Genomic DNA, 10,839 nt, shown 5'->3' with positions numbered 1-10,839 from the left:
ATGCGCCACTTCCCCGCATTCCTGGAGCTGTCCGGCCGCATCGCCCTGGTACTCGGCAGCGGCGAGGTCGCCGAGCGCAAGGCCGAGCCGCTGCGCCGCGCCGGCGCCGCCATCCGCCACGCCGCGCTCTTCGCGCCGGAGCTGCTGGACGGCATCGCGCTCGCCATCGGGGCCGATGCGCCCGAGGCGGAGCTGCGTGCCCTCTCCACCGCGGCCCAGGCGCGCGGCATCCCGGTGAACATCGTGGATCGGCCGGAGCTGTGCTCCTTCATCATGCCGGCGATCGTGGACCGCGACCCGGTCACCATCGCCATCGCCACCGGTGGTGCGGCGCCGGTTCTGGCGCGCATGCTGCGCCAGCGGGTGGAGGCGGTGCTGCCGCCGGGCCTCGGCCGCCTCGCCGCGCTCGCACACAGGTTCAAGGACGCGGTGCGGCGCGCGCTGCCGGACCTCGCCGCGCGGCGCCGCTTCCTGGACCGCGTGCTGGCAGGGCCGGTCGCGGACCTCGCGCATGCCGGCCGCATGCGCGAGGCCGAGGCGGCCTTCGGCCGGGCCCTGGCCGGCAGCGACGCCACGCCGCCCGGCATGGTCCACCTGGTCGGCGCGGGGCCGGGCGCGGCGGACCTGTTGACGCTGCGCGCCCTGCGCCTGCTCGGCGAGGCGGACGTCATCGTGCATGATCGGCTGGTGCCGGAGGCGGTGCTCGACATGGCGCGCCGCGATGCGGAGCGCATCTTCGTCGGCAAGGCGCGCGCGAACCACTGCCTGCCGCAGGAGGAGATCAACGCCCTGCTGGTGCGCCTGGCGCGGCAGGGCAGGCGTGTGGTGCGGCTGAAGGGTGGCGACCCCTTCGTCTTCGGCCGCGGCGGAGAGGAGGCGGCGGCGCTCGCCGAGGCCGGCATCGCGCATGAGGTGGTGCCCGGCATCACCGCGGCGCTGGCCTGCGCGGCGGATGCCGGCATCCCGCTGACGCACCGCGATGCGTCGCGGGCCGTCACCTTCGTCACCGGGCACACGCGGGAGGGGCGGCTCGACCTCGATTTCGCGGCGCTGGCGCGGACGGGGCACACGCTCGCGGTCTACATGGGCCTGACGACCCTGCCGGCGCTGGAGGAAGGGTTGGTGGCGGCCGGCCTCGATCCCTCCACCCCCGCCGCGATCATCGAACGCGGCGGCACGCCGGGGATGCGCAGCCTGTGCGGGACGCTGGGCTCCATCGTTGCCGAGGCGCCCGCCTGGTCGAGTGGCGGACCGGCCCTGGTGCTGGTGGGAGAGGTGGTCGCGATGGGACGGACGCCGCACGCCTTCTCGGCCGCCTGCGCAACCTGACCGCGTGGGCGCCGTGTGGCGCAGCGCCGGCGCATTCCTCGGCGCCTTGCCCGGCGAACTCCGACGACCACGACACCCTGCTGACGGTGCCGCGCCGGCGATCGGCCGAACTGCCGAAGCCGGAGAGCCGCGCCAGCGCCTCCATCCCGACGAAGGGCGCGAACTCCGCCTTCGCCCGATGCAGCCCTTCCTTCAGCCGGGCGAGGCGAGCATCGATCTCCTCCCCCCTCGGCATCGGGGATGATCGCACCTCACGGCTCCTCCGGCGTGAGGCGCCACCCATCCAGCCGGTCACGAAGCTGGTAGGCGGTGCCGACCGCCGGCATGAACCAGGGATTGCCCGTGTAGAAGGGCCGTGTCGGGAAGGAGAGCCGCGCGAAGGCCGAGGGCCGATTGTCGCCGCCGAGGATCTGATGTGCAGCGGCCTTGCCGAGATGCGTCATTGTCACCACGCCACTGCCGTTGCAGGCCATGGCGTAGTGCACGCCCTCATGCACGCCGACATGCGGCATCATGTCGAAGGCGAAGGCGACATTGCCCTTCCAGGAATGCGTCAGCCGCACGCCGCGCAGATCCGGGATCAGGTGCGTCAGGAAGCGATGCAGCGTGGCGGCCGTTCGCCGGGTATCGGCATCGACGAAGCTCGCCCTGCCGCCGAACAGGATGCGCCGGCAGTCGGGCGAGGGGCGGAAGTAGTAGAGGATCTTCTTCGTGTCGCCATAGACGCGCAGCTTCGGCAGGGCGCGGCGCACGCGCTCCTCGCCGATCTCCTCCGTCGCGATCATGTAGCTCGCCACCGGCACCAGGCGGCGCCGGTGCCAGGGCATCGCCGTGCCGGTATAGCCATTGGTGCCGAGCATCAGATGCCGCGCGCGCAGGCGGCCGCGGCTGGTCTCCAGCACGAAGCCGCCATCGGCCTCGCGCTTGTAGGACAGCATCTCGACGCCGCTCGCCAGCGCCGCGCCTTGCGCTACCGCCGCACGCGCCAATGACCGCACATACTTCGCGGGATGCAGCGCGCCGGCACGCAGCAGCAGCATGCCGCCGTGATAGTGCGGCGTCGCGATCTCCTCCTGCACGCGCTCGCGCGGCAGGACGAAGGCCTCCTCCCCGCCGGCCTTGTTGATCATCTCGGCCCGGCGCTTCAGCCCGTCCATCGCCTTCGCCGCGTGCGCGCCGACGAAGCGGCCGCAACGCACATAGTCGCAGTCGAGGCCTTCGCGCTTCACCAATGCCTCGAAATCCTCGAAGGCCTGCTCGCCTTCCTCGGCCAGCTCGGCGACGAACTTCGCGCCGAAGGCCTCCTCCAGATCCGAACGCACCTTGCCCAGGCTGCCCGCGCCGCTCAGCGCGCCGCCATTGCGGGAGGAAGCGCCCCAGCCGATCGGCTCGCGATCCAGCACCAGCGCCTTCATGCCGTTGCGGCCGAGTTCCAATGCGGTGGAGAGGCCGGCGATGCCTCCACCGATCACCACGACCTCGGCGCTATCGGGCAATCGCGTCTCGGCGGGCGTGGGCGGCGCGGCCTCCCACCAGAATGGACGCTCCACGAAGCCGGGGGCGAAGGGCGTGCCTGTGTCGGTCATTTGAAGGCCGAGGCTGCCACGCCGCGTCGGCCCTGCCCATATCCATCCGACATGCGGGCGATGCCACCCGCATGACGCGGCAGCGCGCTTCGGATCCTGCCCGGCCGGGGATCGGACATCGCTTTGGATTCCGTGCTCGGACATGGTGCGGCCGAAGCTATGCCGCGCCTTCTCCGGCCCGATCAGGCGGCTGTCGAGGGTGATAGAGCCGCGACTGCCATGAGGCGGGTGATGCCGACCTCCGCGCCTCGCTCGCCCCCCCCCCGCCCGCGGGGAGCCCGTTTGGAAACGCGGCTCGCGGCGCGTCTCCGGCATCGGCCTGCGGGCCCTGGTGCCGGGCCGGGCTGATGCGATACTCCGCCGGCGCGGCCTTGCGGAGCACCCATTCGATGGACGAACGGCGGAACCCAGCCATGCAGGTCGAACGGCACGACACCGCGGCGGAGGCCATCCGCCTGCGCTTCGGCGACGATCCCCTCGACACGCTGCGGCAGAGGCTGGCGCGGGTGAACGACCGCATCGCCGCCGCCTGCCGGCGCGTCGGGCGTGATCCGGCCGATGTTCGCCTGCTGCCGATCACCAAGACCGTGCCGGCCGAAATCCTGCGCCTGGCCCATCAGGCGGGAATGTCGGCATTCGGCGAGAACAAGGTGCAGGAAGCGGTCGCGAAGCACGCGGTTCTTTCCGATCTGCCCGTGAGTTGGAGCGTGGTGGGGCATCTGCAAACCAACAAGGCCAGGTTCCTCAGCGGCTTCGCGTCGGAGTTCCATGCGCTCGACAGCCTGCGGCTGGCGGACTTGCTCGACCGCTTCTTCGGGGCGGCCGGGCGGACGCTCGATATCTATGTGCAGGTCAACACCTCGGGCGAGCAGAGCAAGTACGGCCTGCCTCCTGCCGATCTCCTGCCGTTTCTCGACGGGCTGGCACGGTTCCGCTCGCTCAGGCCACGGGGGCTGATGACGCTGGCGGTCCTTCATCCGGATCTCGCGCGCGTCCGTCCTTGCTTCGCGTTGCTTCGATCCCTGCGCGACCGGGCGCGCGCGCATCATCCGGGCATCGCCGAGCTCTCCATGGGCATGTCGGGTGACTTCGAAGCGGCGATCGAGGAAGGCGCGGACGTCGTCCGCGTTGGCCGATCCCTCTTCGGCGAGCGGCCGACACCGGCCGGGCACTACTGGCCGGGAGAGCCGGTGGAGTTGGGACCGCTCCAGTGATTCATCGGCGCGCGCCCTCCGGCGCGGGACTTGGGTTCCCTGCCGGTGGCGGCGCGCAACATGTCATCTGCCAAGCGGCGCGACAGCAGGACTCAGCCTGCGGGCTCGGCTCAGGAGGCGATGCTGAGGCGGAAGAAGGCGTGACTGCAAGGCTGGCGCCGCCGACCGGGCGTCTGACGCGGCATTCGTATCCGGCTGCGGCGCCGCGGACGGGACCGAGCGAACGGGGGCTGGCTCTTGCCCATGCCCGCATCGATGTAACTCGAATTTCCTTCAATTCAGATGGTGTTGATGGCGCGATGCCGGCCTGTCATCGTCATTGAATTCGAATTTTGACGACTATGAGCCAATCAGGATGCTGCCCATGCAGGTCCTTTTCTCCCCGCACCACGCCGGGCATCGACCCGGCCAGACCTTCCGGCATGGATGCCTGGTGCGGAACCGCGACCTGCCGGCGCGGGCGGACAACATCCTCACGGCGCTGCGTCAGGATGGTCACGCTCTGCTCGAGGCGCCCTGGCACGGGATGGCGCCGATCGCGGCGGTGGACACGCCGGAATACCTCGATTTCCTCAGGACCGCCTGGGGCGAATGGCGAAAGATCGAGGGCGCCTCGGAAGACGTCTTCCCCGACATCTTCCCGGTCCGCGGCATGGACAATGGCTATCCGGCCTCGATCGTCGGCCGCGCAGGCTACCACATGCACGACGCCTGGGCGCCGATCGGAGAGCACACATGGAAGGCGGCGATCGATGCGGCCAATCTCGCGGTCGAAGCCGCGGAGCGCGTCCTGAAGGGCGAGCACGCCGTCTATGCGCTGTGCCGCCCCTCCGGCCAGCATGCCTTCCCCGACATGGGCGGCGGCAACTGCTTCCTGAACAACGCCGCGATCGCCGCGCAGCATCTGCGTCAGGGCTTTGGCCGTGTCGCTCTGATCGACGTGGATGTCCATCACGGCAACGGCTCGCAGGGCGTCTTCTACCGTCGCGACGATGTCCTCTTCGTCTCGCTGCATCGCGACCCGATCGACTACCATCCCCATTTCGCCGGCCACGCGCAGGAACGCGGTGAGGGAACCGGCCTCGGCTACAACCTGAACCTGCCGCTGCCGGCGCGCTCGGGGGACGATGCCTTCCTCGCGGCGCTCGAGACCGCCTGCACACGGATCGCCGCCTTCGAGGCGGATGCGCTGGTCGTCTCCCTCGGCGTGGATGCGCATGAGGCCGACCCGATGGCCGGCCTTGCCGTCACCTACGACGGCTTCCGCCGCATCGGCGCGCGGCTCGCCGCGCTCGGCCTGCCCACGGTGCTCGCGCAGGAAGGCGGCTACAACATGGACACCATCGCGCGCTGCGTCGCCGGCACGCTTGCCGGCTTCGAGGGCAGGGAGGCAACGGCATGAACGCGATCGACGAACTGGCCGCCGTCAAGGGCGTCGCCTACATGGACGGGCGCTACATGCCGCTCGCCGAGGCCGCCGTCCCGATCGTCGATCGCGGCTTCCTGCGCTCCGATGTCACCTATGACGCGCTGCATGTCTGGAAGGGTCGCTTCTTCCGCCTGCAGGACCATATCGACCGCTTCCGCGCCTCCATCGCGGGGCTGCGCATGTCGCTGCCCCACACGGATGAGGAATTGCGCGGCATCCTGATGGAATGCGTCCGTCGCACCCGGCAGCGCGACGCATTCGTGATGGTGATATGCTCGCGCGGCGTTCAGCCGCCCGGCACGCGCGATCCGCGGCTCTGCCGCAACCGGCTCTACGTCTATGCCCAGCCCTTTCTCTGGATCGCCAACGAGGAACAGCGGCGCGACGGCTTCCGCATGATCCTGTCGAAGACCCAGCGCATCCCGCCGGAATCGCTCGACCAGCGGATCAAGAACTTTCACTGGCTCGACCTGACCATGAGCCTCTTCGAGGCCTACGACCGCGACGCCGCGGTGACCGTCCTGCCGCTGGCGGACGGCACCGTGACCGAAGGGCCGGGCTTCAACATCTTCGTCGTCAAGGACGGCGCGCTCGCCACCCCGAACCGCGGCCTGTTCGAAGGCATAACGCGGCGCACCGTCATGGAGATCGCCGCCGACCTGCAACTGCGCTGCGAGGTGCGTCCGGTACGTGCCGAGGAGGTGGCGGCGGCCGACGAGATCTTCACCAGCACCACCGCCGGCGGCATCACACCCGTCACCTGGTACGAGGGCCGTCCGGTCGGCGACGGCAAGCCGGGAAAGCTCACCATGCGCATCCACGACCTCTACTGGCAACGCCACGAGTACGACGCGTTCTGTACGCCGGTGGCCTATCACGACTGATGCGTCCGGATTCACCGGCGTGCAGGATCGGCGCCGCTCGGAAGCCCGCCTGCGCGACGGGCATGAGGGGCCCTGAAGCATGAGCGAGGGTCCGCAGGACATGCCGAAGAAACCAGGCCCGCAACGCCAGGCGCGGGGCAGGCAGAGGATCGAGAAGATCCTGGATGCCGCGGATCAGGTGATCCAGCGGCAGGACGCCATCGAACTCAGCCTGCAGGAGGTCGCGCAGCAGGCACAGCTGCCGCCTGCCTCGCTCTACCACTACTTCCCGACCAGCCAGTCCCTGCTGATGGAACTGGCCCGGCGCTATCATGCGGCTTTCGAGGTGCTGGCGGCGCGCAGGATCGACCATGACCGGCTGACGCACTGGAGCGATCTTTGCGCCTTCCACGCCGATCTCTCGCTGCGCTTCTACCATGCGCATCCCGTCGCCATGCGGCTGTTCCTCGGGACGCAGGGCGGATGGGAAATCCGTGCGGCGGACCTCGCGACCAACCGGCGCATCGGCAGTCTCTACTACCGCAAGCTGGTCCAGCATTTCATCGTTGCCGAGAGCCGCGTGCTGGAGGACGCCTTCGACGTCTCGGTGACGATCTCGGACGCGATCTGGGCGCTCTCCTTCGCACGCAGCGGCGCCGTGGAACCCAGGATGGCGGCCGAGGCGCTGCGCGCGCGGCTCGCCTATCTCCGTCTCTATGTCGGAGAATACGCCGAGAAGCGCGCGAGGCCGCTGGACGGCTGAGAACCGGTCCCGGAGGCTGGCCTGCGATGGCGGAGCGCACCACCGGCGCCTTCGCCCGGTCGATGGAGCATGACGCGGATCGCCCAGGCGGCGACAGGCGCCCTCCCGCGCCAAGACCGGCGGGGACAAGGGATCGACGGCCGACTGCACGCGACGGATTTCCGTCGGCATCGTCCCGGTCAGCACCATCTCCGGTGGCCGATCGCCAACCTGGAGACCCCGGTCAGCACCCTCGGACGGTCGGCAAGGCGCGCCGCCGCGCTCAGATCCTGCAGCGTCAGGATCACGAGCATCCCAACCTCCCGCGCAGGGCCGGCGTACCCCATGCGCGGATCCGGCCGGCCGGCGCGGTCTCGATGGCCGTTGCGCTGGCGGGGGTGAACATGGACCGCAGAGCGGTCAGCCCCCGCTCGGCAACAGGATGCCCGCAAGGATCGCCTGCGCATCGCGTGGGGGGGGGCGCCCCGCCTCACCCCTTGCGGATGTTATGGAACAGCGGGAAGCCGTTGAGCATGCCGGTGATGTTCCTGCGGAACGCGAAGGGCTGCATCCACGCCCCGGTCGGGATGTAGGGCACGTCCTGCCAGGCCTGGATCTGGATGTCGCGGGCGATACGCTGCTGGTCGGGAAGCGTCGCGGCATCCATGAACTCATCGCGCAGCGCCTCGATGCGCGCCGAGGTCGGCCAGCCGAATGGCCCGCTGCGCCCGAGCCCGCGCACATAGGATTGCGTCGCCGGCGAGGTTGCGATGATGCCGGGGATGTAGTTGCACCAGACGGACCAGCCGCCTCGGTCCAGCCCTTCCCGGTTGTTCAGCCGCGGCAGCACCGTGCCCCAGTCGAGCGCCTGGTAGTCGAGGTTGATGCCCACCTTGCGGAACATGTCGGCCGCGAGCTGGCTCATCGCATTCAGGGATGGCAGGTCGGTCGGCACGACGAAGACGACCCGCTCGCCACTGTAGCCAGCGGCCTCCAGATCGCGCTTCACCTTGTCGAGGCTGCGCGGCCCGGTCATCACTTCCAGCCCGGCATCGGTCGCAACCGGGCTGCCCGGCAGGAAGAAGCCGCAGCGGTCGTTCCACAGCGACCGCTCCTCCCCCATCACCGCCTGCATGTATTCGGTCTGGTGGACGCCGGCGAGGAAGGCACGGCGGATCGCCGCATTGTCGAAGGGCGGGACCAGGTGGTTGAAGCGGATCATGCCCATCAGCCCGCCGCGTTCCTTCGCCTCGACGCGGATGTCGCGGTGGCGGCGCAGCAGCGGCAGCAGGTCGGGCTGGGGCTGTTCCCACCAATCCACCTCGCCCGCCTGCAATGCGGCGGCGGCGGTGGCAGCATCGGGCAGCGTCACCCATTCGACGCGGTCGATGTGCACGAGCTTCGGTCCCGCGGCGAAGGAGGGCGTGCCCGAGGAGCGCGGCACATAGCCCGCGAACTTCTCATAAACGTTGCGCGAGCCGGCGACGCGCTCGGCGGCGATGTAGCGGAACGGGCCGGAGCCGACCATCTCCGTCACCTGCACATTCACCGGCGTCGAGGCGAGGCGCTCCGGCATCACCGGGCAGAAGGCGGAAGGCTTGGCGAGTGCTGCGGGCAGCAGCGGAAAGGGCTTCTTCAGCCGGAACTGGATCACCTTGTCCGAGGGGGCGGAGAGGTCCTCGGTCGCGGCGCGCAGCGTCTGGCCGAAGGCGTCGGTCTGCATCCAGCGGCTGATCGAGGCGACCGCGTCGCGGGCCAGCACGGGCGTGCCGTCATGGAAGCGCAGGCCGTCCCGCAGCGTCAGTTTCCAGGTCCTGCCGTCATTCTCGATGACGTGGCCCTCGACCATCTGCGGTTGCGGCATGAAGTCGTCATCGAGGCCATACAGCTGGTCGAAGACCAGGAAGCCGTGGTTGCGGGTGACGAGCCCGGTGGTGAAGACCGGATCGAGCAGCGCAAGATCGGCCTGCGGCACGAACCGCACCACCTTGCGCTGCTGCGCACCCGCCGGGACGGAGAGCGATGCGGCGCCGGCCGCTGCGGTGGCAAGGAAGTCACGACGCTTCATGGCACACACTCTCCGTGGATGATGGGGTTGAGCTACTGCGCGAGGGGTGGCCTGTGCTGGACCCAGGGCCGGGCTTCCTCGAAGGCGGCGGAGGCCTGCAGCACGCCGAGGTCGTCGAAGCGCCGGCCGACGATCTGCAGCCCGACCGGCAGGCCGGCGGGCGTGAAGCCGCAGGGGATGCTCGCCGCCGGGCTGCCGGACCAATTGAAGGGGTAGGAGAATTCCGCCCACATCAGCCAGTCCCACTCATGCTGCGGCCAGTGTTCCGGCTGCAGCCGGTCGGCAGGGAAGGCGGCGACGCTCACGGCAGGGGAGAGCAGGAAGTCGTAGCCCTCCATGAAGTCGTGGATCTGCTGGACGTAGTCGAAGCGACGCAGGCGCATCTGCATGAACTGCGGGGCGGTGAAGCCGGAAGCATATCTGATCATGGCGACAAATCCGGGATCCATCCGGCTCTCGAACTCCGGCAGGCTGTCGATCCGCCCGCTGAAGGTCGCCGGCCAGAAGAAGCGCGCGAGTTCCGGTCCGCGCGGTCCCCAGGCGGGTGTCACCTCCTCGACATGCGCACCCATCTCCTCGAAGGCCTCCACCGCGCGGGCCACGACGTCGGCCACCTCGGGATCGACGCGCGCATGGCCCAGGTCGCGCGTGAAGCCGATCCGCTTGCCCTTCATGCTCGCCGCCTTGAGCTGGCCAGCATAGTCCTGTGGCGGCGTCTCCAGGGACGTGTAGTCCCAGACATGCGGCCCGGCCATCGCCTGGGTCATCAGCGCGGCATCCTCCACCGTGCGCGCAAGCGGCCCGATATGGGTCGCAAGATCATTGTTCGACATCGGCCAGTTCGGCACGCGACCATGCGTGGGCTTCAGCCCATAGACGCCCGAGAAATGCGCAGGCATGCGGATCGACCCCGCCCCGTCGCCACCCTGGTGCAGCGGCCCGTAGCCGCAAGCGGCTGCGACGCCGGCGCCGGAGGAGGAAGCCCCCGCATTCAGCCCCTTGCCCCAGGGATTGTGCGTGATGCCGGAGATCGGCGCCTGGCTGACGCCCTTCCAGCCCCACTCGCCGGCCGAGGTCGTCTTGCCCATCATCATCCCGCCGGCATCGAGCAGCCGGCTGACGCAGGGCGCATCCACATCCGGGATGGTTCCCTGCAGGACCGCCGTGCCGAAATCCGTCTGCACGCCCTTGGTGTGCTGCAGGTCCTTGATGGTGACGGGAATGCCCTCCAGCAGCCGCGGCGTTCCTCTCTGCATGAACACCGCCTCGGACCGCCTGGCCGCCGCCATCGCCTGCTCCGGGGTCAGGCGCATCATGGCGTTCACCCTGGGCTCCACCCTCTCGATGCGGTCGAGCACCGCCTTGGCCACTTCCACCGGCGAGAGCTGCCGTGCCCGGTACAGCGCACCGAGGTCCCTGACGCCGAGATAGCCGATCTCATCGATGTCCATGGTCCAGCCCCTGCTCCTTCCTGCCATCTTCGGATCGCTCTCGCCGATCACGCAAATCCGGGGCCAATGGCGGACGCATCGCACCCATGCTGGCGCGCCGGCGCGATGATGCCCACCCGCCGCGCCGCCTCGTCTTCGATCGGCGGAGTCTTCGATC

General features: G+C 69.6%; 8 protein-coding genes. 5 read left to right on the top strand and 3 right to left on the bottom strand.

The features are described 5' to 3' along the window. The gene (cysG, locus tag GXW74_RS10355) at window positions 1–1,329 is read left to right on the top strand and encodes a siroheme synthase CysG (protein ID WP_211846421.1); all 1,329 of its coding nucleotides are present in this window, start codon (window positions 1–3) and stop codon (window positions 1,327–1,329) included. A gap of 251 nt (window positions 1,330–1,580) precedes the next feature. Here cysG and GXW74_RS10350 read toward each other — a convergent pair whose 3' ends face one another. Further along, entirely contained in the window at window positions 1,581–2,915 is a 1,335-nt protein-coding gene (locus GXW74_RS10350) for an NAD(P)/FAD-dependent oxidoreductase (protein ID WP_211846420.1), read from the bottom strand. A 413-nt stretch (window positions 2,916–3,328) separates the two neighbouring features. Here GXW74_RS10350 and GXW74_RS10345 point away from each other — a divergent pair, with 413 nt between their 5' ends. From GXW74_RS10345 to GXW74_RS10330, 4 genes are all read left to right on the top strand, one after another. Then, window positions 3,329–4,129 (top strand): YggS family pyridoxal phosphate-dependent enzyme, encoded by an 801-nt coding sequence (locus GXW74_RS10345; RefSeq protein ID WP_211846419.1) that lies wholly within the window; start codon window positions 3,329–3,331, stop codon window positions 4,127–4,129. A 364-nt stretch (window positions 4,130–4,493) separates the two neighbouring features. Next, complete coding sequence (locus GXW74_RS10340) at window positions 4,494–5,531, top strand: histone deacetylase family protein (RefSeq protein WP_211846418.1); 1,038 nt, start codon at window positions 4,494–4,496, stop codon at window positions 5,529–5,531. Next, window positions 5,528–6,442: an aminotransferase class IV gene (locus GXW74_RS10335; protein ID WP_211846417.1), complete on the top strand. Its 915-nt coding sequence runs from the start codon at window positions 5,528–5,530 to the stop codon at window positions 6,440–6,442. Before GXW74_RS10340 ends, GXW74_RS10335 begins: the two co-directional genes overlap by 4 nt. 79 nt (window positions 6,443–6,521) lie before the next feature. Then, entirely contained in the window at window positions 6,522–7,184 is a 663-nt protein-coding gene (locus GXW74_RS10330; RefSeq protein WP_246523155.1) for a TetR/AcrR family transcriptional regulator, read from the top strand. A 469-nt stretch (window positions 7,185–7,653) separates the two neighbouring features. Here the strand turns inward: GXW74_RS10330 and GXW74_RS10325 are convergent, their stop codons facing one another. Together GXW74_RS10325 and GXW74_RS10320 are read right to left on the bottom strand one after the other, a co-directional pair. Beyond that, on the bottom strand, window positions 7,654–9,231 hold the full coding sequence (locus tag GXW74_RS10325; RefSeq protein WP_211846416.1) for an ABC transporter substrate-binding protein: 1,578 nt from the start codon (window positions 9,229–9,231) through the stop codon (window positions 7,654–7,656). Between the two features lie 32 nt (window positions 9,232–9,263). After that, entirely contained in the window at window positions 9,264–10,682 is a 1,419-nt protein-coding gene (locus GXW74_RS10320; protein WP_211846415.1) for an amidase, read from the bottom strand. Window positions 10,683–10,839: the final 157 nt, after the last annotated feature.

The organism is Neoroseomonas eburnea (assembly GCF_018129005.1).
In the GTDB taxonomy this organism is placed as follows: Bacteria; Pseudomonadota; Alphaproteobacteria; order Acetobacterales; family Acetobacteraceae; genus Neoroseomonas; species Neoroseomonas eburnea.
The sequence above is the reverse complement of the archived record's forward strand: the minus strand, read 5'-3'. Positions and strand labels throughout refer to the sequence as shown.